Source organism: Pseudomonas sp. TH21, assembly GCF_016651025.1.
Taxonomy (GTDB): domain Bacteria; phylum Pseudomonadota; class Gammaproteobacteria; order Pseudomonadales; family Pseudomonadaceae; genus Aquipseudomonas; species Aquipseudomonas aylmerensis.
Window position 1 is genome coordinate 2,722,125 of sequence record NZ_JAEKEQ010000001.1, and the last position, 25,876, is coordinate 2,748,000.

The following is a 25,876-nucleotide window of genomic DNA, read 5'->3' on the forward strand; positions in this document are numbered from 1 at the left end:
CCGCCTTCGCAGCCTCGGCAAGCCAGCTCCCACCTACGCCCGCTCGTGAGCCGGTTACCGGGGCCCGGAAACCACCAGCATCTGCCCCGGCTTCAACGCCTGGCCAGTGCGCGGGTTCCAGCGCTTGAGATGTTGCATCTCGACGTTGAAACGTTTGGCGACGATATACAGCGAATCGCCTTTCTTGACCTTGTATTGCACCGGCTTCTTGCTGTCGGCCTTGGCGACCAACTTGCGCGTGTCCTGCATCACCAGGGTCTGGCCGACCTTGAGCGCCTGGCCGTTGAGCTTGTTCCAGCGCTGCAGATCATGCACATCGACCTTGTTCGCCTTGGCGATCAGCGTGAGGTTGTCGCCACTGCGCACCTTGTAGCTGCGGGTACGCCCGGCCACCCGTGCCGTTTCAACTTCGTCGAACACCGGCTTCTTCGGACGCAGCGCCAGCAATTCCTCGGGCTTCATCGCCGAAAGGCTGCTGGTGAGCAGTTGCGCCTTGGAACTTGGCACCAACAGATGCTGCGGGCCATCCAGGGTGGTGCGCTGCTTGAGTGCCGGGTTGAGCTGGAACAGTTCGTCTTCGTCGATCTCGGCCAGCGCGGCGACCCGGGACAGGTCCATGCTCTGCTTGACTTCCACCACTTCGAAATACGGCGTGTTGGCGATCGGGTTCAGGTTGACGCCGTAGGCCTCCGGGGCCAGTACCACCTGGGACAGCGCCAGGAACTTGGGCACATAGTCCTTGGTTTCCTGGGGCAGGGGCAGGTTCCAGTAGTCGGTGGGGAGGCCGAGCTTCTCGTTGCGCTCGATGGCCCGGCTGACCGTGCCTTCGCCGGCGTTATAGGCGGCCAGCGCCAGCAGCCAGTCGCCGTTGAACATATCGTGCAGACGGGTCAGATAGTCCAGGGCGGCGGTGGTGGAGGCGGTGATATCGCGGCGGCCATCATAGGCGCGGGTCTGGCGCAGGTTGAAGTAGCGACCGGTGGAGGGGATGAACTGCCACAGGCCGACCGCATCGCTGCGCGAATAGGCCATTGGATTGTAGGCACTTTCGATCACTGGCAGCAGCGCCAGCTCCAGGGGCATGTTGCGCTCTTCAAGGCGTTCGACGATGTAATGAATGTAGAGACTGCCGCGTTCACCGGCGTTCTCCAGGAAGGACGGGTTGCTGGCGAACCACAGGCGCTGTTGCTCGATGCGTGGGTTGACGCCCAGGCCGTCCTGCAATTGAAAGCCCCGGCGCATGCGTTCCCAGACATCCTGGGGCACTTCGGGGCTGGGCTTCTCTGAAAGCCAAATAGGTTTTTGCTTGATCTTGGCGGCAAGATTGGGTTTGGGTTGCACGGTGGATTGTGCAGCGAAGTTTGTCGATTGGCAGCCCGCCAGAGTCGCGGACACGGCCACCGCCACGGCTTGAGCCAGGCGGGTCAATGCGTCTGAATGGTTGGATTTACGAATAGATGACGACATTGGCTGGAAGTAAGTTCCGGGCAAAAATGTCGGGCGATTCTAGAAAGCACTTTGGTTCCGGTCAACCATTCAGAAATTGCGTATCAGATTGCATCCCGTTAGAACTTATCTTTCCAAGCCCTCAAGCTAGCAAACACCTCGGCCCCAGTGCGGTTGTCGCGGCCATTCCGTTCGTCCGCTTTTTGTTTAACGGATGTTTCAGCGGTACGCAAAAAGGGGTTGGTGAGTTTCTCCAGGGCCAGGTTGGACGGCAGCGTCATCTCGCCGCGGTCACGCAGTTGGCGGACGTTTTCCACGCGTTTGGCGATATCGGCGTTGTCCGGTTCCACCGCCTGGGCGAACTTCAGGTTGCTTTGTGTGTATTCGTGGGTGCAATACACCCGCGTGTCGGCGGGCAGGGCGGCCAGGCGTTGCAGCGAAGTGTGCATCTGCTCCGGCGTGCCTTCGAACAGCCGCCCGCAACCGGCGGCGAACAGGGTGTCGCCACACAGCAGCACGCCCTGGTGATAAAAGGCGATATGGCCCAGGGTGTGGCCGGGCACGGTGTACACGTCGAAATCCCAGCCGAGCACGCTGATACGGTCGTTATCCTGCAGGGCGACATCCCGCGCCGGGATCTTTTCGTTCGCCGGGCCGTAGACCTTGGCACCCGTCGCGCTTTTGAGTTGCTCGACACCGCCGACGTGATCATGGTGATGGTGGGTGACCAGGATGTCGCTGAGGGTCCAGTCCGGGTTCTGCTTGAGCCAGGCCAGCACGGGCGCGGCATCGCCGGGGTCGACCACGGCGCAGCGGTTGGTCTCGGGGTCTTGTAACACCCAGATGTAGTTATCGGTGAAGGCGGGCAGGGCACTGATCTGTATCATTCTTCGATTCGCCAAGCTGAACACATTGGTGCATCTTAGAACGTCTAGGCGAGTTGGAGAATGCAATGACTGATAAAGCGTTCGCCCAGGCCGATCCTGAGTGGCTGGCACTGATCAGCGCCGCCCGCGAATGGCTGTCCGGGCCGATCGGGCAATTTCTGCTGGATGAAGAGCGGCGCATGCTCGAAGACGAGTTGGGCCGGTTCTTTGGCGGCTACCTGGTGCACTACGGCCCGTCGGCCCAGACACCGCCTGCCGCGCCGCAGGTGCAACGCAACGTGCGCCTGGGGGCGCCGTTGCCGGGGGTGGAGATCGTCTGCGAGGAGCAGGCCTGGCCGTTGAGCGAGCACGCCGCAGATGTAGTGGTGTTGCAGCACGGCCTGGATTTCTGCCTGTCGCCCCACGGTTTGTTGCGCGAAGCAGCGAGCAGTGTGCGCCCTGGTGGCCATTTGCTGATTGTCGGCATCAACCCCTGGAGCAGTTGGGGCCTGCGCCATGTGTTCGCCCATGACGGCTTGCGCCAGGCACGCTGCATCTCGCCGTCACGGGTTGGCGACTGGCTGAACCTGCTGGGCTTCGCGCTGGAGAAACGCCGCTTCGGGTGCTATCGTCCGCCGCTTGCATCCGCCAAGTGGCAAGGCCGCCTGGCCGGCTGGGAACGCCGCGCGGGTGCCTGGCAGTTGTCTGGCGGCGGCTTCTATTTATTGGTGGCGCGCAAGATCGTGGTCGGGCTGCGTCCCGTGCGCCAGGTACCACGCCAGTCCATGGGCAAGCTGGTGCCGATGCCGATGGCCAAGGTCAACCGCAAGCAAAGCGAACCGTAAAACTTTTTTGATTTCAGACCGAGCAACCGATGACCGATAGCGTAGAACTCTTCACTGATGGTGCCTGCAAGGGCAACCCCGGCCCTGGCGGCTGGGGCGCGTTGCTGGTGTGCAAGGGCGTGGAGAAGGAGTTGTGGGGCGGCGAAGCCAACACCACCAACAACCGCATGGAACTGATGGGCGCGATTCGCGGCCTCGAAGAACTCAAGCGCCGCTGCAACGTGCTGCTGGTGACCGACTCGCAATACGTGATGAAGGGCATCAACGAGTGGATGGTCAACTGGAAGAAGCGTGGCTGGAAAACCGCGGCCAAGGAACCGGTGAAGAATGCCGACCTGTGGCAATTGCTCGATGAACAATGCAACCGCCATGACATCACCTGGAAATGGGTGCGCGGTCACATCGGCCATCCGGGCAACGAGCGCGCCGACCAGCTGGCCAACCGGGGCGTGGATGAAGTGCGCGGCTACAAGCAGAGTTGAAGCCGGCTGACGTGTTAACATCGCGCCCTTTGATTCACACCACACCGTTGAGAGCTGAACCCTGATGGCCATCCGATCTGTTGTACTCGATACCGAAACCACCGGCATGCCGGTGACCGACGGCCACCGGATCATTGAAATCGGCTGTGTCGAACTGATGGGTCGCCGCCTTACCGGTCGCCACTTCCATGTCTACCTGCAACCGGATCGCGACAGTGACGAAGGCGCAATCGGCGTCCACGGCATCACCGACGAGTTCCTCAAGGGCAAGCCGCGATTCGCCGAAGTGGCGGACGAGTTCTTCGAATTCATCAACGGCGCCCAGCTGATCATCCATAACGCGGCGTTCGACGTCGGCTTCATCAATAATGAATTTGCCCTGATGGGGCAGACGGATCGCGCGGACATTTCCCAGCACTGCTCGATCCTCGACACCTTGATGATGGCCCGCGAGCGTCACCCCGGCCAGCGCAACAGCCTCGATGCGTTGTGCAAGCGGTATGGCGTCGACAACTCCGGCCGTGAACTCCACGGCGCCTTGCTCGACTCCGAGATTCTCGCCGACGTTTACCTGACCATGACGGGCGGGCAAACCAGCCTGTCCCTCGCAGGCAACGCGTCCGATGGCAGCGGTTCGGCGGAAGGCTCGGGCAACCGGCCTTCGGAGATCCGTCGCCTGCCGGCGGACCGCAAGCCCACCACGATCATCCGTGCCAGCGAGCAAGACCTGGCCGAGCATGCCGCGCGCCTGGAGGCGATTGCCAAGTCGGCGGGCGCGCCGGCGTTGTGGACTCAACTGACCCAGCAATAACCGGTCCCCCTGTGGGAACCGGCTTGCCGGCGATAGCGATGTATCAGCCATGGATAACGCGGCTGGCTCGACGCTATCGGCGGCAAGCCGGCGCCTGCAGCTGATGTGCATCGCTTTCAAAATCTTCATTCGCGCCATTGCCCGCAAGCTTCTACCCTGAGTGCATAGCCCTCAGGACTGCCCGCACCCATGTACAAAGACCTGAAGTTCCCAGTGCTGATCGTGCACCGTGACATCAAGGCCGACACCGTTGCCGGTGATCGGGTTCGAGGCATCGCCGGGGAGTTGGAGCAAGAGGGCTTCAGTATCTTTTCCGCGGTGGACTACGCCGAAGGCCGGCTGGTGGCCTCTACCCATCATGGCCTGGCGTGCATGCTGATTGCCGCTGAAGGCGCCGGCGAAAACACCCACCTGCTGCAGAACATGGTCGAGCTGATCCGCCTCGCGCGGGTGCGGGCGCCGAACCTGCCGATCTTTGCCCTGGGCGAGCAAGTCACCCTGGAGAACGCCCCGGCCGATGCCATGAGCGAACTCAACCAACTGCGTGGCATTCTTTACCTGTTCGAAGACACCGTGCCGTTTCTCGCCCGCCAAGTGGCGCGTGCGGCACGCAGTTACCTGGACGGCTTGTTGCCGCCGTTTTTCAAGGCGCTGGTGCAGCACACCGCCGACTCCAATTATTCCTGGCACACCCCCGGCCATGGCGGCGGCGTGGCTTATCGCAAGAGCCCGGTGGGGCAGGCGTTTCATCAGTTCTTTGGCGAGAACACCCTGCGCTCGGACTTGTCGGTCTCGGTGCCCGAACTAGGCTCGCTGCTCGATCACACCGGGCCGCTGGCCGAAGCCGAAGCCCGCGCCGCGCGCAACTTTGGCGCCGATCACACGTTCTTCGTGATCAACGGCACGTCGACCGCCAACAAGATCGTCTGGCACTCCATGGTCGGGCGCGACGACCTGGTGCTGGTGGACCGCAATTGCCACAAGTCGGTGTTGCATTCGATCATCATGACCGGTGCCATCCCGCTGTACCTGTGCCCGGAACGCAACGAACTGGGGATCATCGGCCCGATCCCCCTGAGTGAATTCAGCCCGGAATCGATCCGTGCCAAGATCGAGGCCAGCCCGCTGGCCCGTGGTCGACCGGCGAAGGTCAAGCTGGCGGTGGTGACCAACTCCACCTATGACGGGCTGTGCTACAACGCCGAGCTGATCAAGCAGCAATTGGGCAACAGTGTCGAGGTGCTGCACTTTGACGAGGCCTGGTACGCCTACGCCGCCTTCCACGAGTTCTTCGCCGGCCGTTATGGCATGGGCACCTCGCGGACCCCGGACAGCCCGCTGGTGTTCACCACCCACTCAACGCACAAGCTGTTGGCGGCGTTCAGCCAGGCCTCGATGATCCATGTGCAGGACGGCGGCGCCCGCCAGCTGGACCGTGATCGGTTCAACGAAGCGTTCATGATGCATATTTCCACCTCGCCGCAGTACAGCATCATCGCCTCGCTGGACGTGGCCTCGGCGATGATGGAAGGCCCCGCCGGGCGTTCGCTGCTGCAGGAAATGTTCGACGAGGCCCTGAGCTTTCGTCGCGCGCTGGCCAATCTGCGCCAGCACATTGCCGCTGAGGACTGGTGGTTTTCCATCTGGCAACCGCCCTCGGTGGCCGGTATCGACCGCGTGGCGACGGCGGATTGGCTGTTGCAGCCGCAGGATGATTGGCACGGCTTCGGCGATGTGGCTGAGGACTATGTGCTGCTGGACCCGATCAAAGTCACCCTGGTGATGCCGGGACTCAACGCCGGTGGCGCCCTGAGCGACTGCGGCATTCCTGCGGCGGTGGTCAGTAAATTCCTCTGGGAACGTGGGCTGGTGGTGGAAAAGACCGGGTTGTATTCCTTCCTGGTGCTGTTTTCGATGGGCATCACCAAGGGTAAATGGAGTACCTTGCTCACCGAGTTGCTGGAGTTCAAGCGCAACTACGACGCCAATGCCAGCCTGGCCAGTTGTTTGCCATCGGTGTTCGCACAGGGCCCGTTGCGCTATCAGGGCCTCGGCCTGCGTGACCTGTGCGATCAGTTGCATAGCTGTTACCGTAGCAACGCGACCGCCAAGCACCTCAAACGGATGTACACGGTTTTGCCGGAAATCGCGATGAAACCGGCGCACGCCTACGACCAGCTGGTCAGGGGCGAGGTGGAAGCGGTGTCTATCGATGCGTTGCCAGGGCGCATAGCCGCGGTGATGCTGGTGCCTTATCCGCCCGGCATCCCGCTGATCATGCCGGGCGAGCGCTTTACCGAGTCGACGCGATCGATCATTGACTACCTGGCCTTTGCCCGGACGTTCGATAGCAGTTTTCCCGGTTTTGTCGCCGATGTTCATGGATTGCAACACGAAGACGACGGCAGTGGTCGTTGTTACACCGTCGATTGCATCAAGGGTTAAGAATGTTTATGCAAGCTGTAATGAACCCGAAGTATCCGGGGCTCAGTGTACGGGTCGCCGACGAAGGCTTTGACGCCTACGTGTGGGGCAATGACTTCAGCTTCGAGGTCGTTGCCTACGGTGAGCCGCAGATGGGCAAGCGGGTCGATCAATGGCCCGTGGAGCGCATCGTGCCGTACCGCAAGTGCTATGGCATCGACCCGGAGGAATTCGCCAGTTTTCGCGATGCGCCGGACAGTGCGATCTTCATGGCGTACCTGGATGATCGGGCGGTCGGGCATATCGTGATCAGTACCAACTGGAACGGCTTTGCCCACGTGGACGAGTTGGCGGTGGCGTTGCCCGCGCGACGCCATGGGGTGGCCAAGGCGTTGCTGGATGTGGCGCAGTTCTGGAGCCGCAAGAAAAACCTGCCGGGCATGATGCTCGAAACCCAGAACAACAACCTGGGCGCCTGCCGTTTGTATGAGCGTTGCGGCTATGTGATGGGCGGGATCGACCACCTGCGCTATCGGGGCATTGATCCGCAGACCCGCGAAGTGGCGATTTTCTGGTATCGGTTGTTCAAGGTGTAGGGGCGAGGGGTTTGGTGTCGCTGGCGAGCAGGCCCTCGGCCTTTTGCGTGACGATCTCCAGCAACGCATTCAGGGCCGGTGAGGCCACGCCCTCCTTGAGGGTCAGCGCATACAGGCTGACCATGATCGGCGGCGACACCGGGCAGGCATCCAGCCCGGCCTCGCGCGCACCGAACGCGGTGAAGGGGTCGACAATCGCCAGGCCTTCGCCGGCCTCCACCATGCTGCGCATCATCTGGTAAGTCTGTACCCGCGTCTGCACCACCGGCAGTGGGCGCAAGGCTTGCAGCTTGGCGTCCAGCAGACGGCTGAGCGGGTCTTGTCCTTCCAGCCCGATCATCGATTGGCCGGCCAGGTCCTGCAGCGCGATGTACTTTTGCTTGGGCTTGAGCCAGCCATGGGGCGCCAGCAGTTGCAGCTTGCCTTGGGCCAGCACGCTGCAGTGGATTTGCGGGTGCTGCGGGTCATGCAGGCTCAAGCCGACGTCAGCTTCATGCAGCAGCAGGCTCCTGACGATGTCCCGCGTCGGCTGGCTGGAGAGGTTGCACGGTGTGTCCTGGAAGCGTCGGCGCAGCACTGCAATGCTGTGTGGCAACAATTGGTTGGCCAGCGGCGGGGTGCAGAGGGCGCGCAAGGTCGGAGCGTGATGGTGTTTCAAACGGCTGGCCAGGCGTTGCACCGGTTCCAGCGCTTCCTGCAGGTGGGCCATTTCGACCTGCAGCTCCAGGGTCTCGCGGGTCGCCTGCAAGCGCCCGCGCACGCTGGCGAACAACATGAAACCCACTTGCTGCTCGGCATCCTTGAGCGTCGCCTCTACATCGCCCACAGGCAGTTGCAACCATTCGGCGGCCGTGCCGAGGTGTCCGGTCTGCAAGATGGCCTGAATCACTTCGATATGACGTAAACGCATGGCCGGAGTCTAGGGTCAGGAGGACGGGGATTCAATGGGTGGGCAAAAAAGAGCTGGGGCGTTGATTGGCGTCGACTACCGTTAATCATGCACGCAACTGCAACCAGCAGGCTGTATAAAGAGTGTTCAATCGCGCGATGACGGAGAGCCTTACCATGCCGGGAAGTACCAGGGTCAACACCCTCCAGCGCCAACACGGCTTTACCCGGTGGGCGGTGTTGGTGGCACTCGTCATCATTGGTTTGCTCGCACTTGCCGTGGGCCCGCGATTGTTTGGCGATGTGGCGCTGACGGAAATTTCCACGGCCAAGACCCAGGTGGCCACGCTCGGTGAAGCCATCGAGCGGTTCCACCAGGACACCGGCCGCTACCCGACTGACAGCGAGGGCCTTGAGGCCCTGGCCACGCAGCCGGCGGGCGAGACGAAATGGAAGGGGCCCTATGTCGACGAGGACCTGCTGAGCGATCCCTGGGGCGTTGCCTATCAGTACCACTTCCCGCCCACCCAGACGCGAACGCCGTTCGATCTGTTTTCGTTCGGCAAGGACCGCACACTGGGGGGCGTGGGTGAGAACAAGGATATTACCTACGGCGACCAGTAAATCATCTGGCATTACCCATCGACCTGATTAGAATGGCTCGTCTGATCGACAACGACCAAAGCCGGTGACCGGCACACACAACAAAAACAGGTCTGGTCTCATATGCGTTTGCCCTCGATATTCCTCGGGGTAACGGCCAAGCCACTGCTGGTCCTGGTGACCGTAGGGTGCGTGGCCGCTTATCTCTTCAGCAATCATGACGAAATCAAACCGCAAAACCTTGCCCTGGAGGCGTTTATCCGTGCCGAGGAACAGGTGGGCGCGCAGGTGGGTACGGTGCTGGACATGACGCTGGTCAGGCAGGTGGTGGCGTATCCCGCGTACAACTCGCCGGGCTACACGCGCCTGATGTATGCGGTGGAGGGCGAGCGGGGGAGGTTGATGGTGACGCTCAAGCAGGTCGACGGGGAGCCGGGGCTGGAAATCACCGAGATCCGTCGGCCGTGATCGCCCGGCCCAGTCAATGCCGTCAATGGCCGGGACTGAGCGGGTACGTTCGGGGGATCAGGCTTATGAAGCGAGGGTGGTCTGCGATTCGCGCACGATGATGGTCCCCGACTGGATCAGCTTGAACTCATCGCCTTCCAGTTTTTCTACACGGTCGCCAATGGCCAGCTTGTAGGTGGTGGTGGGTGCCGAGCCAGCCAGGTCGCCTTGCGCCGGGTTGGATTCCTGGAACTCATGCACCGAGTACACACGTCCTTCTGCGTCTCTGGCATGAAACTGTCCGACTAGTACTGCTGCCATCTGTTTAGAACCTCTGGAGATAAACACTCGATTTGCGGTGGTGTAGACCGTCATAGAGCGGGGTAGTTTACCTATGGAAAAAAAATACTATTCGCTGACCTTTTCAGACACTTCCTACGCATTGGGCTGCGAGACAAACGCCTGGAGGATTATCAAAACCTTCTGGTGAACGCGCCGCGAAGACTCTATAACTACAAGCTCCTTTAGTCAGACGTCGGGAAACCCCAATGAGCAAGGTCTACACGATTGCCGTCCTGGTTGGCAGCTTGAGAAAAGACTCGATCAACCGCAAGGTCGCCCTGGCATTGGCCGAACTGGCCCCTGCCAACCTGAAGTTGAACATTGTGGAAATTGGCGATTTGCCGCTCTACAACGAAGACATCGACGGTGCTGCGCCGCCGGCAGCGTACAGTACTTTCCGTCAGCAAGTACGCTCATCCGACGCGGTGCTGTTTGTGACCCCGGAGTACAACCGCTCCGTGCCCGCCCCGTTGAAGAATGCGATTGACGTGGGTTCGCGCCCATACGGCCAAAGTGCCTGGAGCGGCAAGCCGGGCGCCATCATCAGCGTGTCGCCGGGTGCGATTGGTGGGTTTGGCGCCAACCACCACCTGCGTCAGTCGCTGGTGTTCCTCAATGTGCCGTGCATGCAGCAACCGGAGGCCTACCTGGGTGGCGCGGGCAGCGTGTTCGATGAGTCCGGCAAGGTCTCGGACAAGACCAAGCCGTTCCTGCAGGCCTTTATTGATGCCTACGGCCAGTGGGTAGAAAAACAGACAGCCTGAGCCGATAACCCGAGCCAAACGGGGGAGTAGGCACGCCCGCTCCCCGCCCAGCCGGCTTTATCGCAGCCAGTTGGTGCGCGCCAGTTCGATCACTTCATCGCCGCGCCCGCTCATCACCGCCTTGAGCATATACAGGCTGAAGCCCTTGGCCTGCTCCAGCTTGATGGTCGGTGGCATCACCAGTTCCTGGGTCGCGGTGACCACGTCCACCAGCACCGGGCCATCATGGGCCAGGGCACGACGCAGGGCCGGTTCCAGGTCTTCGGATTGCTCCACGCGAATGCCGAGGATGCCCATGGCGTTGGACATCGCCGCGAAGTCCGGGTTTTTCAACTCGGTGCCGGCATCCAGGTAGCCTGCGGCCTTCATTTCCATGGCGACAAAGCCCAGGGATGAGTTATCGAACACGATGACTTTGACCGGCAACTGCAGCTGTGCCAACGAGATGAAATCCCCCATCAACATGGCGAAGCCACCGTCACCCGACATCGAAATCACTTGCCGCCCGGGGAATGCCGCCTGGGCACCGATGGCCTGGGGCATGGCATTGGCCATGGAACCATGGTTGAACGAGCCGATCAGCCGGCGCCGGCCATTCATCTTCAAGTAGCGCGCGGCCCATACGGTCGGCGAGCCGACGTCGGCGGTGAAGATGGCATCGTCATCGGCCAGTTCACTGAGCAGGCGCGCGACGTACTGCGGGTGAATCGGTCGATTGGCCTTCGACGGTTGCGCGAGGTCATCCAGCCCCTGGCGGGCTTTCTCGTAGTGCTTCAGGGACGTCTCGAGGAAGCTGCGATCGGTCTTGCGGGTCAGGCGTGGCAGCAACGCGTCGAGGGTCTCGCTGACGTCGGCGGCGATGCCCAGGTCCAGTGTGGCACGACGGCCCAGCGCCTGCGGGTTGCGGTCGACCTGGATGATCTTCGCGTCAGTCGGGTAGAACTGGCGATACGGGAAGTCGGTGCCGAGCATGATCAGCGTGTCGCAGTCGAGCATGGCGTGGTAACCGGAGCTGAAGCCGATCAGGCCGGTCATGCCCACGTCGAACGGGTTGTCCCATTCCACGTGCTCCTTGCCGCGCAGGGCGTGCACCACTGGGGCACCCAGGGCGTCGGCCAGGGCGACCACCTGATCGTGGGCACCGGCGCAGCCACTGCCGCACAGCAGGGTGACTTTCTCGCTGCTCTCGAGGATTTCGGTCAGGCGCTGCAGGTCCTGTTCCGCCGGCAGGGTGCGCGGTGCGTGCAGGGCCGGCCAGGGCTTGAGTTTGTCTTCGACCTCCAGCAGCGACACATCCCCCGGAATCACCACCACCGCCACGCCGCGATTGAGGATCGCCGAGCGCATGGCGCGGTGCAGCACGTGCGGCATCTGTTCGGGGTTGGTGACCAGCTCGATGAAGTGGCTGCACTCCTTGAACAACTCCTGGGGATGGGTTTCCTGGAAGTAGTTCAGGCCGATCTCGGACGAAGGGATCTGCGCCGCAATCGCCAGTACCGGCACATGGTTGCGATGGCAGTCGAACAGGCCATTGATCAAGTGCAGGTTGCCCGGCCCGCAGCTGCCGGCGCACACGGTCAGCTCACCGGTGGCGGCGGCCTCGGCACCGGCGGCGAAGGCGGCCACTTCTTCGTGGCGCACGTGCATCCACTCGATGCTGTCCATGGTGCGCAGGGCGTCGGTGAGGCCATTGAGGCTGTCGCCGGTCAGGCCCCAGATGCGCTTGATGCCCGCCTGTTCAAGGGTGGTCGCCAATTGCTGGGCCAGGTTGATTTTCGCCATGAAGAACTCCAATCGTCAGTGAGGTTAAAAATTGCTGATCAATAGGGGACAGTTCGATCACGGCGAATGCTCCGCGCTTAATGTGAAGATTGCGTCATGGCCGCACGGTATTGCCGAGTACGCCGCGCGATAAACCATTGGTCGCGGACCAGCGCCGTCCATGCGATCACCTTGGGATTGGGCCGGTGCCCACGGCTCAGGCGGCGCATCTGGTAGCGCACCACGGCGAGGATGGCGAGGGCGGCCAGGGGTTTGCGCTTCCAGTCGATAGGTTGCAGTTGCGGATTGAGGTCGCGGCCTTCGCGCCAGTGTTTGATCAGTTGCGGTTCCAGGGTCAGTGCGGTGGCGATGCCGGCCATGGCGATGCCGCTGTCGAGCACTTGTTGCACGATGGGCAGGCGGCGGATGCCACCGGTGACCATCACCGGCATCCTGGCGATGGCGGCCACTTCGCTGGCGAACGCCAGGAAGTAGGCTTCACGCGCCAGGGTGCGGCCGTCGCGTGCTTCGCCCTGCATGGCCGGTGCTTCATAGCTGCCGCCGGACAGCTCGAGCAGGTCGACGGGCAGCGGGTTGAGCATCTCGATCACGGCGCGTGCGTCGGCCTCGTCGAAGCCGCCGCGCTGGAAGTCCGCCGAATTGAGTTTGACTGCTACGCAAAATGACGCGCTGACGTTGGCGCGCACTGCGTGGATCACCTCCAGCAGCAGGCGCGCACGGTTCTCCAGCGAACCACCCCAACGGTCGGTGCGCCGATTGCTCAGCGGCGACAGAAACTGGCTGATCAAGTAGCCATGCGCGCCGTGAATCTGTACCCCGGTAAAGCCGGCTTTTTCAGCCAGGCGGGCGCTGGTGGCGAAGCGCTTGATCACGTCCTGGATATCCTCCTCCGTCATGGCCCTGGGCTTGGCGAACATCTTGGAAAAGCCGCCCAGGTCAAGGGCGACGGCGGAAGGCGCTATTGCCTGCTGGCCCAGGTTGGCCATGGTCTGGCGGCCCGGATGGCTGAGCTGCACCCAGAAATGCACGCCCTTGGCGCGGGCCACATCGGCCCATTCGCGAAAGCTGTCCAGGTGCTGTTCGTCTTCGAGGGCCACGCCGCCGGGGCCAGTCATGGCGTGGCGGTCGATCATCACGTTGCCGGTCAGCAGCAGGCCCGGTTCGCCGTCTGCCCAGGTCTTGTACAACTGCTTCAATTCGCGGGACGGGGCCTGTTGGGCATCCGCCATATTCTCTTCCATCGCGGCCTTGGCGATACGGTTGGCGATGACTTGGCCATTGGGCAGTTGCAAGGGTTCAAAGGGTGACATGGGTTGACTCCTGAGCAGGGGAGGCCTCAGGCTAAGCTTAAAGTTAACTTTAATGTCAAGCAGGCAGTGTCGATGAATATTGGTGAGTTGGCCAAACAAAGTGGGCTGGCGGCGTCGCGTATCCGTTTCTATGAAGCCGAAGGGCTGATCAGCCAGGTGGGGCGCCAGGCCAATGGCTATCGCCGCTATGCACCGGAGGCCTTGCAGACGCTGCGCTTGATTCAGAGCGCCCAGCAGGCCGGCTTCACCTTGCAGGAACTCAAGGCGCTGATGCCGGCCCCCGGCGAGCACAAGCGCGACGAGCTGATGGAGGCGCTCGAGCGCAAGGTCGAGCAGATTGAAGCGATGCAGGCGCAACTGGCGCACAGCAAGGCGCAGTTACTCGGGGTGATCGACGCGGTACGCGCGCAACCGGAAGGTGTGCCGTGTTCGATGGGGCAGAAACAGGTGCTGGCGTCGATCAAACTCAACTCATAAAAAAAGCCCTGGCATGCCAGGGCTTTTTCATTTGTGCAGACTCAGCGGCGACGGAACAGCGGCAGCGGTTCATCCGTTGCAGCCTGGTACGTCACCGAGAAATCCTTGAGGCTTTCCAGTGCTTCGTACGGGTCTTTGTCGGCGCGCAAGGCGAAGGCATCGAAGCCGCAGCGGTGCAGGTAGAACAGCTGGTCGCGCAGCACGTCGCCAATCGCCCGCAGCTCGCCCTTGTAACCGTAGCGGTCACGCAACAGGCGGGCATTGGAGTAGTTGCGACCATCGGTGAAGGCCGGGAAGTTCAGGGCGATAACCTGGAAGTGCGCCACGTCTTCGCCGATTTCCTCGGCCTCTTCATCGGCGTCCAGCCACACACCCAGGCCGCCGTCGCGGGCCTTGAGGGCGTGACCGTGTTCGCGCCACAGGGCCAGCGGCACGATCAGGTCGTCGCAGTTGGAAATGCCATCGAAGCTCGCGTCCTTGGGCAGCAGGTGCCAGGTTTCGTCGACGACTTCGTTGTTCTTAATGATTCGCTGCATAGACGCGCTCCTTGAACAGGTCAATGCCGATGCGCTGGTAGGTGTCGATGAAACGCTCATCTTCGGTGCGCTGTTCGATGTACACGTCGATCAGCTTGCCGATCACCTCGGGCATGGCTTCCTGGGCGAAGGACGGGCCGAGGATCTTGCCCAGGCTCGCATCGCGGCTGGCGCTGCCACCCAGGGACACTTGGTAGAATTCTTCGCCTTTCTTGTCCACGCCCAGGATGCCGATGTGGCCGACGTGGTGGTGACCACAGGCGTTCATGCAACCGGAGATGTTCAAGTCCAGCTCGCCGATGTCGAACAGGTAGTCCAGGTCGTCGAAGCGGCGCTGGATCGATTCGGCGATCGGGATCGACTTGGCGTTGGCCAGGGAGCAGAAGTCGCCGCCCGGGCAGCAGATGATGTCGGTCAACAGGCCGATGTTCGGCGTGGCGAAACCGCCTTCGCGCAGCTCGCCCCACAGGGTGAACAGTTGGCTCTGTTCAACGTCCGCGAGAATGATGTTCTGCTCGTGGGAAGTACGCAGTTGACCGAAGCTGTAGCGGTCGGCCAGGTCGGCGACGGCGTCCAGCTGTTTGTCGGTGATATCGCCCGGCGCAACGCCGGTCGGTTTCAGCGACAGGGTCACGGCCACATAGCCAGGACGCTTGTGCGCCAGGGTGTTGCGGGTGCGCCAGCGGGCAAAGCCTGGGTGCTGCTGGTCGAGCGCGGCGAGCTCGGCGTCCTGATTGCTCAGGGCCTTGTACTCGGGGTCGACGAAGTGCTTGGCCACACGGTGTACTTCGGCTTCGGTCAGGGTGGTCTGGCCGCCGCGCAGGTGTTCCATCTCGGCGTCGACTTTCTGGGCGAATACCTCAGGGGTCAGCGCCTTGACCAGGATCTTGATCCGGGCCTTGTACTTGTTGTCACGACGGCCATAGCGGTTGTAGACCCGCAGGATCGCGTCGAGGTAGCTCAACAGATCCTGCCACGGCAGGAATTCGTTGATGAACGCACCGACCACCGGGGTCCGGCCGAGGCCACCGCCCACCAGCACGCGGAAGCCCAGCTCGCCGGCGGCGTTGTACACCGGCTCCAGGCCGATGTCGTGGACTTCGATGGCCGCACGGTCCGAAGTCGAGCCATTGATGGCGATCTTGAACTTGCGCGGCAGGTAGGCGAATTCTGGGTGGAACGTCGTCCATTGGCGGACGATTTCACACCAGGGGCGTGGGTCGATCAGTTCGTCGGCGGCAACGCCGGCAAACTGGTCGGTGGTCACGTTGCGCAGGCAGTTACCGCTGGTCTGAATGGCGTGCATCTGCACGGTCGCCAGTTCAGCCAGGATGTCCGGCACATCTTCCAGCGCCGGCCAGTTGAACTGCACGTTCTGGCGGGTACTGATGTGGGCATAGCCTTTGTCGAAGTCGCGGGCAATCTTGGCCATCATGCGCATCTGGCGCGAGGTCAACTGGCCGTAGGGCACGGCAACTCGCAACATCGGCGCAAAGCGCTGAACATAAAGGCCATTTTGCAGGCGCAGAGGGCGGAACTCTTCTTCGCTCAGTTCACCTGCTAGGTAGCGTCGGGTCTGATCACGGAACTGCTTGACGCGGTCCTCGATGATGCGCTGATCGTATTCGTCGTATACGTACATATAGGTCCTGTTCTCGGCAAATCTGCGCGCACGGCCGCGCACTCCCAACGGAGCCGGCGCACGATACCAGTTTGCGTTTATGCGCAAAAGTGATGTTTGAGTATATGCAAATAACCAAAATGACTAATGAGAACGGTTATCGCGATACCCACATTTGTCATGCGGGCAATCGTCGACTTTACTGTGATCGTGTCTGAACGTGATCACCTATAAAACCGACAAGAGGCGATGCGATGAGCAATTCGACAAAAGCCCGTAAACCCGACAGTACCGTTGATGCCTGGGCTATTCTGTTCTTGATAATCCTGGTGGTTGGAACTGCCGTGTTCTGGGTCAGCCACCAGTAGTTATAGGTACGGACCCCTGTAAGAGCTGGCTTGCCAGCTCTGACAGACAGGTTGGGTTTATACGCCAGCCACGTGCAGCACCAGTTGCACGATGCCAAACAGCGTCAGCGCAAACACCGCCGTGAACAGAATGCCCAGGATCACAAAGTGGCTGGGCTTGCCGTGGGTGAAGTCGCGGGCGCGGTTCTTGCCGCTCTGCACGCCAAAGGCGGCCGCCATCACGCTGTGGAGCATCTGCCAGAAGGTTGGCGGCTTGTTGTTGGCTGGATCGTCCATACATCCCTCGACACAAGGTGTGTGAGGGACAGCATAGACAATCCCCCAGGCGTCAGTTGTCGTAGCCCAGGTTAGGGGCCAACCAGCGCTCGGTCACGGCCAGGTCCTGGCCTTTGCGTGCGGTGTAGCTGCTGACCTGGTCCTTGTCGATCTTGCCCACGGCAAAATACTGCGCCTGCGGGTGGGCGAAGTACCAACCGCTGACCGCCGCCGCCGGGAACATCGCGTAGTGCTCGGTGAGGAACACACCGCTGCGCCCGGCGTGCATTTCGCGGGCCTCGGGGTCGAGCAGTTGGAACAGCTGGGCTTTCTCGGTGTGATCCGGGCAGGCCGGGTAGCCGGGGGCAGGGCGGATGCCGCTGTACTGCTCCTTGATCAGCGCCTCGTTATCCAGTTGCTCGTCCTTGGCATACCCCCAGTGCTCTTTACGCACCTGCTGGTGCAGCCACTCGGCGCAGGCTTCGGCGAGGCGGTCGGCGAGGGCCTTGACCATGATCGAGTTGTAGTCGTCCCCCGCGTCCTGGTAGGCCTTGGCCACTTCTTCGGCGCCGATGCCAGCGGTGGTGATAAAGCCACCGATGTAGTCGGTCACGCCGCTGTCCTTGGGTGCGACGAAGTCGGCCAGGGAGAAGTTCGGCTTGCCGTCTGTCTTGATGATCTGCTGGCGCAGGTGGTGCAGCCGGGCGATCGGCTGGCCGTCATCACCGTAGACTTCCAGGTCATCGTCCTGCACCTGGTTGGTCGGCCAGAAGCCGAACACCGCACGTGCGCTGATGAGCTTTTCGTCGATCAGCTTCTTGAGCATTTCCTGGGCATCGGCATACAGCGCGGTGGCGGCTTCGCCGACCACTTCATCGTCGAGGATGCGCGGGAATTTGCCAGCCAGGTCCCAGGAGATAAAGAAAGGGGTCCAGTCGATGTACTCGGCCAGCACCTTGAGGTCGATATTGTCCAGCACCCTGGAGCCGGTAAAGGTCGGCTTCACCGGCGTGTAGGTTGCCCAGTCGAACTGCGGCTTCTTGGCGATGGCCGCCGGGTAGCTCAGGCGTTCGGTGCGCGCGCTGCGGTTGGAGGTGCGCTCACGCACGTCGATGTATTCGAGGCGGGTCTTCTCGACGAAGCCGGCCTTCAGCTCCTTGGACAGCAGCTGCGTGGCCACGCCCACCGCGCGCGAGGCGTCGGTCACGTAGATCACCGCATCGTTGCTGTACTTGGGTTCGATCTTCACCGCCGTGTGCGCCTTGGAAGTGGTCGCGCCGCCGATCATCAGCGGCAGGTAGAAGTCCTGGCGCTGCATCTCGCGGGCTACGTGGACCATCTCGTCCAGGGACGGCGTGATCAGGCCCGAGAGCCCGATGATGTCGCACTTCTGCTCCTTGGCCACCTGCAGGATCTTCTCCGCCGGCACCATCACGCCCAGGTCGACAATGTCATAGCCGTTGCAACCGAGCACCACGCCGACGATGTTCTTGCCGATGTCGTGCACGTCGCCCTTCACCGTTGCCATCAGGATCTTGCCCTTGGCTTCCGGCTTGTCGCCTTTTTCCAGCTCGATGAACGGGATCAGGTGGGCCACGGCCTGCTTCATCACGCGTGCGGACTTGACCACCTGGGGCAGGAACATTTTGCCGGCGCCGAACAGGTCGCCGACGATGTTCATGCCGGACATCAACGGGCCTTCGATCACCTCGATGGGGCGCGCGAACGACTGGCGGGATTCCTCGGTGTCTTCGACGATGTGGGTGGTGATGCCCTTGACCAGTGCGTGTTCCAGGCGCTTGTTGACGTTCCAGCCACGCCATTCCTCGGTCTCGGCTTCCTTGACGCTGCCGTCACCCTTGTACTTGTCGGCAATGGCGAGGAGGGCATCGGTGCCTTCCGGGGTGCGGTTGAGCACCACGTCTTCCACGGCGTCGCGCAGCTCGGTCGGGATCTGGTCGTAGATCTCCAACTGGCCGGCGTTGACGATCCCCATGGTCAGGCCGTTGCGGATCGCATACAGCAGGAACACCGAGTGGATTGCCTCGCGCACCGGGTTGTTGCCGCGGAACGAGAACGACACGTTGGACACTCCGCCGGAGGTCAGCGCGTACGGCAGCTCGTCGCGGATATAGGCACAGGCGTTGATGAAGTCGACGGCGTAGTTGTTGTGCTCCTCGATACCGGTGGCGACCGCGAAGATGTTCGGGTCGAAGATGATGTCTTCCGGCGGGAAGCCGACTTCATTCACCAGGATGTCGTAGGAGCGTTTGCAGATTTCTTTCTTGCGCGCCTCGGTGTCGGCCTGGCCGGCTTCGTCGAACGCCATCACCACCACTGCCGCGCCGTAGCGCTTGCACAGCTTGGCGTGGTGAATGAACTGCTCGACGCCTTCCTTCATGCTGATCGAGTTGACGATGCCCTTGCCCTGGATGCACTTGAGGCCAGCCTCGATGACTTCCCACTTCGAGGAGTCGATCATGATCGGTACGCGGGAAATGTCCGGTTCGCCGGCAATCAGATTGAGGAAGGTCACCATGGCCTTCTTCGAATCCAGCATGCCTTCGTCCATGTTGATGTCGATCACCTGGGCGCCGGCTTCGACCTGCTGCAGGGCGACTTCCAGGGCCTCGGTGTAGTTGTCTTCACGGATCAGGCGGGCAAAGCGCGCGGAACCGGTGATGTTGGTCCGCTCGCCGACGTTGACGAACAGCGAGCTGCGATCAATCGTGAACGGCTCCAGGCCCGACAGGCGGCAGGCCTTGGGAATGTCCGGGATCACGCGCGGCGCATACCCGGCCACGGCCTTGGCGATGGCTTCGATATGGCCCGGCGTGGTGCCGCAGCAGCCGCCGACGATATTCAGGAAGCCGCTCTGGGCGAATTCCTCGATGACTTTGGCGGTTTGCGACGGCAGTTCGTCGTACTCGCCGAATTCGTTGGGCAGGCCGGCGTTGGGGTGCGCGGACACATGGGTGTTGGCCTTGTTCGACAGCTCCTCCAGGTACGGGCGCAACTCGCTGGCACCCAGGGCGCAGTTGAGGCCGACGGACAGCGGCTTGGCATGGGCCACGGAGTTCCAGAACGCTTCGGTGGTCTGGCCCGACAGGGTACGGCCGGATGCGTCGGTGATGGTGCCGGAGATCATGATCGGCAGCTCGACATTCAACTCCTCGAACACGCCTTGCACGGCGAAGATCGCGGCCTTGGCGTTGAGGGTGTCGAAGATGGTCTCGATCAGGATCAGGTCGGCGCCACCTTCGATCAGGCCCTTGGTGGCCTCGGTGTAGTTCTCCACCAGTTCATCGAAGGTCACGTTGCGGTAGCCGGGGTTGTTCACGTCCGGCGACAGCGAGCAGGTGCGGCTGGTAGGGCCGAGCACGCCGGCGACGAAACGCGGCTTGGCCGGGTTTTCCAGGGTCTTGGCGTCGGCGATCTTGCGCGCCAGGCGTGCGCCTTCCACGTTCAATTCGTAGGCCAGTTCTTCCATGCCGTAGTCGGCCATGGAAATGCGCGTGGCGTTGAAGGTGTTGGTTTCGAGGATGTCGGCACCGGCATCCAGGTAGGCTTTTTCGATGCCGCCGATCACGTCCGGACGGGTGATCACCAGCAGGTCGTTGTTGCCCTTGACGTCGCTTGGCCAATCGGCGAAGCGCTTGCCACGGTAGTCCTGCTCTTCGAGCTTATAGCTCTGGATCATCGTGCCCATGCCGCCGTCGAGGATCAGGATGCGTTCCTTGAGGGCTTGGTGAAGGGCGTGCAGGCGAGCGCTACGATCGGGCATGGGACTACTCTAGTTCAGGCATTACGGAGGGCGTGGATCATAGCAAACCTGTGCGCTTTTAGAGCATGCAAGGTTTTTGCATGAATATCGCTCACGTTGATGGCGCGTCGACATCGGTAGACTTGTCGGCAATTTTTCAGCGCACGCATTGAATCGGGACCGGATACATGTCACTTCGTCTTATCGTCAGCGCCGTCCTGGCCTTGATAGCCAGTACTGCCACGGCAGAAGGTCCCGCTCCGGCGATCTCTTATACCCGCGACATCCAACCGATCTTCACCGAGAAATGCGTGGCCTGCCATGCCTGCTACGACTCCGCCTGCCAATTGAACCTGGGCAGCGCCGAGGGCGCGGCGCGCGGGGCTACCAAAGTGCCGGTGTACGACGGCGAACGCAGCCGGGCCACGCCGACGACCCGATTGTTCTACGACGCCTTCGGCAAGCAGGCCTGGCAGCAGAAGGGCTTCTATTCGGTACTTGATGCCCAGGGCAGCCAGGCCGCGCTGATGGCGCGCATGCTGGAGCTGGGGCATAACGCGCCGCTGCAGCCGAATGCCAAGTTGCCCGAAGAGATCGTGCTGGGCCTGAACCGCGAGAACATGTGCGCAATGCCCGGCGAATTCAACGCCTATGCCGGCGCCCATCCCAAGGAAGGCATGCCGCTGGCCGTCACCGGCCTGACCGACCAGCAATACCAGACCCTGCAACGCTGGCTGGCCTCCGGCGCGCCGATTGACGAGCAGGGCCTGGCGCCCAGCGCCAGGGAAGCGCTGCAGGTGCAGCAGTGGGAAAACCTCTTCAACCAGCCGGGTGCCCGCGAAAGCCTGGTGGCGCGCTGGTTGTTCGAACATCTGTTCCTCGCGCACATCTATTTCGAGAACGGCGAGCCGGGGCATTTCTTCCAATGGGTGCGTTCACGCACGCCAAGCGGCCAGCCCATCGACCTGATCGCCACGCGCCGCCCGAATGACGACCCCGGCACCCAGGTGTACTACCGGTTGTGGCCAGTGCAGGGCGTGATCGTGCATAAAACCCACATCACGTACCCGTTCAGCGCGGCGAAGATGGCGCACATCAAGGAGTTGTTCTACGCCGGCAACTGGCAGGTCGACGCCTTGCCGGGTTACGGGCCGGGCCGGCGTGCCAACCCGTTCGAAACCTTCGAGGCGATCCCGGCCAAGGCGCGCTACCAGTTCATGCTCGATAACGCCGAGTATTTCGTGCGCACCTTCATTCGCGGGCCGGTGTGCCGTGGGCAGATCGCCACGGACGTGATCCGCGACAACTTCTGGGCCCTGTTCCAGGACCCCGAGCACGACCTGTACATCACCGATGCGCGTTATCGCGGCCAGGCCACGCCGCTGCTGGCGATGCCGGGGCAGAACGATGACGTCGGCAGCGTGCTGAGCCTGTGGCTGGCCTACCGCGACAAACGCAATGAATACGAGGCCTTGCGCCGCGACAGTTACGCCGATCTGCCGCCGCCGAGTTGGTCGAGCCTGTGGGCCGGCAATGACAATGCCTTGCTGAGTATCTTCCGCCACTTCGACAGCGCCTCGGTGACCAAGGGCCTGATCGGTGAGGTGCCACAGACGATGTGGCTGTTTGACTACCCGCTGCTGGAACGCACCTATTACCAATTGGCGGTGAACTTCGATGTGTTCGGCAATGTGTCGCACCAGGCCCAGACCCGCCTGTATTTCGACTTGATCCGCAACGGTGCCGAGCAGAACTTCCTGCGCCTGATGCCGGCCGACAGTCGCGAGGATTTCCTCGACGACTGGTACCAGAACAGCGGCAAGCTCAAGTTGTGGCTGGACTACGAGGCCATCGACGACGACACGCCCACCGGCCTGCACCTGGATGCCAAGGACCCCAAACGTGACTTTGCCAACCAGTTGCTCGCGCGATATGGCGACCTGAATGCCAGTCCGGACCCGATCAACCGTTGTGACGGCGCCTTTTGCTCGCGTGACGGGATCGACCCGGCGCTGCAGGATGCCGAGCAGGCCCTGAGTCGCCTGACGGCGCGCCCGGCAGCCGGGCTCAAGGTCATCGACCAGTTGCCTGAGGCGACGATGCTGCGGATCGAGACCACCCGCGGCAAGCGCGTGGTCTACAGCATGTTGCGCAACCGCGCGCACAGTAACGTGGCGTTCCTGCTGGGTGAGGCCTACCGCTATCAGCCGGGCCTGGACACCGTGACCATCTACCCCGGCGTGCTCAGCAGCTACCCGAACTTCATGTTTAACATTCCTGCGCAGGAAGTCCCCGAGTTCGTCGCCGAAATGGAGCAGGCCAAGGACGCCAACCGCTTTGAGAAGATTGTCGACCGCTGGGGCGTGCGCCGCAGCCATCCGTTGTTCTGGCAGTACTTCCATGATCTGTCGCGCTACATCCACGAAACCACGCCGGTGGAAGAGGGTGTGCTGGATATGAACCGCTACGAGAATCTTTGATCGACCTTTGTCCGCCCGCCATGGTCCCAACTTCAGGCATCGGTGTTGGGAAGGGTGGCGGACAATGTTGATCTCGGTACAGGCGCTGCGCGCTCTGGCGGCCTGGACAGTGGTGGGGCACCACTTCATGCAGATTTTCTTCGGTTTCAAGGCGGACACCGCCCTGGGCCGGCTGTTCGTGGAAAAGGGCGCGGCGGGCGTGGACGTGTTTTTCGTGATCAGCGGCCTGGTGATCTTCCTGTCCACCCAGGACAAGGATCTGCCGCCCTGGCGATTCCTGCTCTACCGCCTGTTGCGCATCGTGCCGGCCTATTGGTTCTACACCTTGCTGATGGCTTTGTTGGTGGTGGTTGCCCGGCCGATGCTGCCGGATCAAAGCGTCGATGCAGCCCATGTGCTGATGTCGTTGTTCTTTATCCCTTCCGAGAACCCCGGCGGCTATGGGGTGTACCCGACGCTCAACGTGGGCTGGACGCTGAACTACGAAATGCTCTTCTACCTGCTGTTCGCCTGGGCGCTGCTGTTCCGTCGGCAGTGGCGATTGCTGGTGGTCGCGGCGCTGTTGTTCGCGGTGTGCGAGGCCTGGACGTCATTCGGCTGGATCAGCGAGTTCTACCGCTCGGATATCGTGGTCGAGTTCCTGATGGGCATCGGCATTGGCATGCTCTACCGCAAGGGCTGGATTCGCCCCGGCGTGTGGCTGCCGTTGCTGGGCGTCGCCGCCGCGCTGCTGGCGATCTACCATTGGCCGGCTTCGCCACGGGCGCTGACCTGGGGCCTGCCCAGCGCGGTGCTGGTGGTGGCGTGCATGGCGCTGGAGCGCTTCTTCGCGGACAATCGATTGCTTAAAGTGCTGGGGGACTGTTCCTATTCGGTGTATCTGCTGCACGTGCTGGTGTTGTCCGCCGGTGGTTACGCCGCCCAGCGCTACGGCCTGAACCCGTATGCCGTGTTGGCGGTGTGCGTGGTGATCATCGGCCTGGGTGCCCTGGGCAGCTACCGCTGGCTGGAAAAGGGCAGTTATCGCCTGCTCAAGGGCTGGTTCGATGGCGACCAACGGTCAAATTTATCCCGACAAAAATACTAGGACTTTGTACCTCTGTAATGATTTGGCGTAAACTGCCCGCAAGCCTGTGAGGAGTTTCCATGACTGCCATAACCATTACCGACGCCGCCCACGATTACCTGGCCGACCTGCTGTCCAAGCAGAACACCCCGGGTATCGGTATCCGCGTCTTTATTACCCAGCCCGGCACCCAATACGCCGAGACTTGCATTGCCTACTGCAAGCCTGGGGAAGAGAAACCTGAAGACACCGCGCTGGGGTTGAAAAGCTTCACCGCGTACATCGACGCCTTCAGCGAAGCCTTCCTCGACGACGCCGTGGTCGACTACGCCACCGACCGTATGGGCGGCCAGTTGACCATCAAGGCGCCGAACGCCAAGGTGCCGAACGTCAATGCTGACAGCCCGGTCAACGAGCGCATCAACTACTACCTGCAAACCGAGATCAACCCGGGGCTGGCCAGCCACGGCGGTCAGGTCAGCTTGATCGATGTAGTGGAAGACGGTATCGCCGTATTGAAATTCGGCGGCGGCTGCCAGGGCTGCGGCCAGGCGGACGTGACCCTGCGCGAAGGCATTGAGCGCACCCTGCTGGAACGTATTCCAGAGCTCAAGGGTGTACGCGACGTGACTGACCACACGCAGAAAGAAAACGCCTACTACTGAGTAAGGCGTTCACTGCGAACAAAAAAACGGCGCCCCGTGAGCGCCGTTTTTTTATGCTTTAAATTCATTGATTTACGCTATCTATCTGACAAATTAGATCAAGAGTGGGAGCGGGCTTGCTCGCGAATGCGGTGCCCCAGTCACTCAATTAGTTGACTGACACAGCGCATTCGCGAGCAAGGCCGCTCCCATATTTTTGATTTATATTTTATTCATTTAAATCAGTGTCTTATATTTGATTAATGAGGTTAAGCATTAAGGCCGATAAAGGTGTGCATGCCCAGCCCGATACAGCGACGACTCGCTGAAACTGTCACTCGCCAGCACCCGACCCACCACAATCAACGCGGTACGCCTGAATCCCTTGGCGGCGACCTTTTCGGCAATGTCATTCAACGTTCCCAGCGCCCAATCCTGATCCGGCCAGGTCGCCCGGTGCACCACGGCAATCGGGCAATCGGCGCCATAGTGCGGCAGCAGTTGCGCGACGATCTTCTCCAGGTGATTGACCCCCAGGTGGATCGCCATGGTCGTGCCGTGTTGCGCCAGGCTGTCAAACGCTTCGCCGGCGGGCATGCTGGTTTTGTCGGCGTAGCGGGTCAGGATGACGCTCTGCGCAATGTCCGGCAGGGTCAATTCGGTCTCCAGCAGCGCTGCACACGCCGCCACCGCGGTCACGCCGGGGATGATCTGAAATGGAATGCCCAGCTCGCGCAAATAGCGGATCTGCTCGCCGATCGCGCCATACAGGCTTGGGTCACCGGAGTGCACGCGTGCCACATCCAGGCCATTGGCGTGGGCGGCCTTGATCAGGTCGATGATCTGTTCCAGGTGCAGTTCGGCGCTGTTGACCACCTGCTGCGCCTGATGGCCTTCCAATACCGCCGCCGGCACCAGCGAGCCGGCATAGATAATCACCGGGCAACTGCGGATCAGCCGCTGGCCTTTGACGGTGATCAATTCCGGATCGCCAGGGCCTGCGCCGATAAAGTAGACGGTCATGGTATTTCCTGTTTAAAAGCGGGCGTGTATGAACATT

At 61.7% G+C, this 25,876-nt stretch carries 23 protein-coding genes; 12 read left to right on the top strand and 11 right to left on the bottom strand.

Annotated elements, in window-relative coordinates:
• Positions 1-54: 54 nt before the first annotated feature.
• A complete protein-coding gene (locus JFU04_RS12005) occupies positions 55-1,467 on the bottom strand; it encodes a lytic transglycosylase domain-containing protein (protein ID WP_065906399.1) in 1,413 nt (470 codons plus the stop codon).
• 98 nt (positions 1,468-1,565) lie between these two features.
• Positions 1,566-2,333, bottom strand: a complete 768-nt coding sequence (gene gloB, locus JFU04_RS12010; protein ID WP_201144155.1) for a hydroxyacylglutathione hydrolase — start codon at positions 2,331-2,333, stop codon at positions 1,566-1,568.
• Between the two features lie 65 nt (positions 2,334-2,398).
• Between gloB and JFU04_RS12015 the strand changes: the two genes are divergently transcribed.
• The 5 genes from JFU04_RS12015 (at position 2,399) to JFU04_RS12035 (ending at position 7,470) form a co-directional block, all read left to right on the top strand.
• Positions 2,399-3,157, top strand: coding sequence for a class I SAM-dependent methyltransferase (locus JFU04_RS12015; RefSeq protein ID WP_201144156.1), 759 nt, complete (start codon positions 2,399-2,401; stop codon positions 3,155-3,157).
• Between the two features lie 29 nt (positions 3,158-3,186).
• Positions 3,187-3,639, top strand: coding sequence for a ribonuclease HI (rnhA, locus tag JFU04_RS12020; RefSeq protein ID WP_003173571.1), 453 nt, complete (start codon positions 3,187-3,189; stop codon positions 3,637-3,639).
• Positions 3,640-3,709: 70 nt separating this feature from the next.
• On the top strand, positions 3,710-4,450 hold the full coding sequence (gene dnaQ, locus JFU04_RS12025; RefSeq protein WP_162946153.1) for a DNA polymerase III subunit epsilon: 741 nt from the start codon (positions 3,710-3,712) through the stop codon (positions 4,448-4,450).
• Positions 4,451-4,639: 189 nt separating this feature from the next.
• On the top strand, positions 4,640-6,895 hold the full coding sequence (locus tag JFU04_RS12030) for an Orn/Lys/Arg family decarboxylase (protein ID WP_201144157.1): 2,256 nt from the start codon (positions 4,640-4,642) through the stop codon (positions 6,893-6,895).
• A gap of 8 nt (positions 6,896-6,903) precedes the next feature.
• Positions 6,904-7,470 (top strand): GNAT family N-acetyltransferase, encoded by a 567-nt coding sequence (locus JFU04_RS12035; RefSeq protein ID WP_083221450.1) that lies wholly within the window; start codon positions 6,904-6,906, stop codon positions 7,468-7,470.
• Here the strand turns inward: JFU04_RS12035 and JFU04_RS12040 are convergent.
• The gene (locus JFU04_RS12040; RefSeq protein ID WP_120448362.1) at positions 7,460-8,380 is read right to left on the bottom strand and encodes a LysR substrate-binding domain-containing protein; all 921 of its coding nucleotides are present in this window, start codon (positions 8,378-8,380) and stop codon (positions 7,460-7,462) included. The genes JFU04_RS12035 and JFU04_RS12040 overlap by 11 nt on opposite strands.
• 155 nt (positions 8,381-8,535) lie before the next feature.
• On the opposite strand from JFU04_RS12040, the gene gspG reads away from it, so the two are divergent.
• Positions 8,536-8,982, top strand: coding sequence for a type II secretion system major pseudopilin GspG (gene gspG / locus JFU04_RS12045; RefSeq protein ID WP_201144158.1), 447 nt, complete (start codon positions 8,536-8,538; stop codon positions 8,980-8,982).
• Between the two features lie 102 nt (positions 8,983-9,084).
• A complete protein-coding gene (locus JFU04_RS12050) occupies positions 9,085-9,429 on the top strand; it encodes a hypothetical protein (protein WP_201144159.1) in 345 nt (114 codons plus the stop codon).
• A gap of 63 nt (positions 9,430-9,492) precedes the next feature.
• Here JFU04_RS12050 and JFU04_RS12055 read toward each other — a convergent pair whose 3' ends face one another.
• Positions 9,493-9,729, bottom strand: a complete 237-nt coding sequence (locus tag JFU04_RS12055) for a hypothetical protein (RefSeq protein WP_027606489.1) — start codon at positions 9,727-9,729, stop codon at positions 9,493-9,495.
• Between the two features lie 227 nt (positions 9,730-9,956).
• Between JFU04_RS12055 and JFU04_RS12060 the strand changes: the two genes are divergently transcribed.
• Complete coding sequence (locus JFU04_RS12060) at positions 9,957-10,514, top strand: NADPH-dependent FMN reductase (protein WP_106804184.1); 558 nt, start codon at positions 9,957-9,959, stop codon at positions 10,512-10,514.
• A gap of 57 nt (positions 10,515-10,571) precedes the next feature.
• Here the strand turns inward: JFU04_RS12060 and poxB are convergent, their stop codons facing one another.
• The gene (gene poxB / locus JFU04_RS12065; protein WP_201144160.1) at positions 10,572-12,296 is read right to left on the bottom strand and encodes a ubiquinone-dependent pyruvate dehydrogenase; all 1,725 of its coding nucleotides are present in this window, start codon (positions 12,294-12,296) and stop codon (positions 10,572-10,574) included.
• A 77-nt stretch (positions 12,297-12,373) separates the two neighbouring features.
• Positions 12,374-13,606 (bottom strand): NADH:flavin oxidoreductase/NADH oxidase family protein, encoded by a 1,233-nt coding sequence (locus tag JFU04_RS12070; protein WP_201144161.1) that lies wholly within the window; start codon positions 13,604-13,606, stop codon positions 12,374-12,376.
• A 72-nt stretch (positions 13,607-13,678) separates the two neighbouring features.
• Here JFU04_RS12070 and JFU04_RS12075 point away from each other — a divergent pair, with 72 nt between their 5' ends.
• The gene (locus JFU04_RS12075; RefSeq protein ID WP_201144162.1) at positions 13,679-14,083 is read left to right on the top strand and encodes a MerR family transcriptional regulator; all 405 of its coding nucleotides are present in this window, start codon (positions 13,679-13,681) and stop codon (positions 14,081-14,083) included.
• 41 nt (positions 14,084-14,124) lie between these two features.
• Here JFU04_RS12075 and JFU04_RS12080 read toward each other — a convergent pair whose 3' ends face one another.
• From JFU04_RS12080 to metH, 4 genes are all read right to left on the bottom strand, one after another.
• Positions 14,125-14,619 (bottom strand): DUF934 domain-containing protein, encoded by a 495-nt coding sequence (locus JFU04_RS12080; protein WP_065906424.1) that lies wholly within the window; start codon positions 14,617-14,619, stop codon positions 14,125-14,127.
• Positions 14,603-16,261 carry a nitrite/sulfite reductase gene (locus JFU04_RS12085; protein ID WP_106804181.1) on the bottom strand — a complete coding sequence of 553 codons (1,659 nt, stop codon included), beginning with the start codon at positions 16,259-16,261 and terminating at the stop codon, positions 14,603-14,605. The genes JFU04_RS12080 and JFU04_RS12085 overlap by 17 nt, the downstream gene beginning before the upstream one ends.
• 404 nt (positions 16,262-16,665) lie before the next feature.
• A complete protein-coding gene (locus tag JFU04_RS12090) occupies positions 16,666-16,884 on the bottom strand; it encodes a DUF2970 domain-containing protein (protein ID WP_065906428.1) in 219 nt (72 codons plus the stop codon).
• A gap of 52 nt (positions 16,885-16,936) precedes the next feature.
• A complete protein-coding gene (metH, locus tag JFU04_RS12095; RefSeq protein WP_201144163.1) occupies positions 16,937-20,647 on the bottom strand; it encodes a methionine synthase in 3,711 nt (1,236 codons plus the stop codon).
• 167 nt (positions 20,648-20,814) lie between these two features.
• On the opposite strand from metH, the gene JFU04_RS12100 reads away from it, so the two are divergent.
• The 3 genes from JFU04_RS12100 to nfuA all read left to right on the top strand — a co-directional run bounded on the left by JFU04_RS12100 (position 20,815) and on the right by nfuA (position 24,837).
• A complete protein-coding gene (locus tag JFU04_RS12100; protein ID WP_201144164.1) occupies positions 20,815-23,106 on the top strand; it encodes a fatty acid cis/trans isomerase in 2,292 nt (763 codons plus the stop codon).
• A gap of 64 nt (positions 23,107-23,170) precedes the next feature.
• Positions 23,171-24,193, top strand: coding sequence for an acyltransferase family protein (locus JFU04_RS12105; protein ID WP_120448369.1), 1,023 nt, complete (start codon positions 23,171-23,173; stop codon positions 24,191-24,193).
• A gap of 59 nt (positions 24,194-24,252) precedes the next feature.
• Positions 24,253-24,837: a Fe-S biogenesis protein NfuA gene (gene nfuA / locus JFU04_RS12110; RefSeq protein ID WP_003173594.1), complete on the top strand. Its 585-nt coding sequence runs from the start codon at positions 24,253-24,255 to the stop codon at positions 24,835-24,837.
• Positions 24,838-25,092: 255 nt separating this feature from the next.
• On the opposite strand, the gene cobM is transcribed toward nfuA, so the two are convergent.
• Positions 25,093-25,839, bottom strand: coding sequence for a precorrin-4 C(11)-methyltransferase (gene cobM / locus JFU04_RS12115; RefSeq protein ID WP_120448370.1), 747 nt, complete (start codon positions 25,837-25,839; stop codon positions 25,093-25,095).
• Between the last annotated feature and the right edge of the window lie 37 nt (positions 25,840-25,876).